Origin of the sequence: Pseudomonas sp. 1D4 (genome assembly GCF_001728925.1) — a bacterium.
GTDB classification, from domain to species: domain Bacteria; phylum Pseudomonadota; class Gammaproteobacteria; order Pseudomonadales; family Pseudomonadaceae; genus Metapseudomonas; species Metapseudomonas otitidis.
Genome location: NZ_LXJQ01000126.1, coordinates 1 through 876, shown reverse-complemented (window position 1 = coordinate 876; position 876 = coordinate 1). Strand labels below are relative to the sequence as shown.

Below are 876 nucleotides of genomic sequence, written 5' to 3'. Positions count from 1 at the left end.
CCAGAGGTCGTTCCATTCCGGTTTGGGGTGGTCGGTGAGGCTGAGCAGGTGGCCGCTGACCAGGCGCGGTTCGTCGCTGTCGCCGTCGGCGAGGCGGTAGTCGCGGCGGTGGCGTTCCTGGGCCTGGCGGGCGAGGCGGCGGCCCCGGTCACGGTCGGTGAAGCGGCCGGGGTAGTCGTAGTCTTCGAGGTCGGGCTGGGGGAGGTCGTCCTGGGGTCTATGGGCGGCTTCCATCAGCAGGCTGGGCTGTTCGAAGTGGTAGTCGCGGCGGGTGACGCGCAGGGTGCGGGCTTCCATTCGCAGGCCGAAACGTTTGATGACGGGTTCGTCGGCGACCTGGCCGGTGTTGGCGAGGTAGGCGACGGGGCGGCCGAGCTTGGGGAAGGCGCTGGCGTCTTCGCCGAAGACGAGCAGGTGGCTGTCGCTCTGGTGTTCGAAGTGGAAGTGCAGGCCCTCTTCTTCGCAGAGGCGGCTGATGAAGTGCAGGTCGCTTTCGTCGTACTGGGTGCAGTAGTCGCGGGGCGGTGGGGCTTTGGGGCCGAGGCGGAAGCGGTAGGCGTCGGCGAGGATGCCGTGGTCTTCGAGGACCTGGCCGATGATCTGCGGGACGCTCAGGTGCTGGAAGATGCGCTGGTTGTGGCGCAGGGCGAGGTAGGCGAGGCGGGGGACGAGGGTGAGGTGGTAGTGGGTGAGGCGGTTGCCGATCTCGCCGACGGCGATGCCGAAGATTTGCCCGTGGACGCCGCGGCCGTCGGGGGTGAAGGCGAGGTAGGCGGGTTTGTGCAGGAGGCTTTCGAGGTCGAGGCGGCTGCGCTCGCTGACCAGTTCGAGGTCGAAACGGTAGGGCTGGTTGAGGGCTTCGTGGCCGGTGAAGGC

The 876-nt window shown here is 68.3% G+C and carries 1 protein-coding gene; it reads right to left on the bottom strand.

Features of this window, described 5'->3' with window-relative positions:
- The coding region (gene tssI / locus A7D27_RS26855; protein WP_139134212.1) for a type VI secretion system tip protein TssI/VgrG at positions 1-876 on the bottom strand (876 nt) is incomplete at both ends.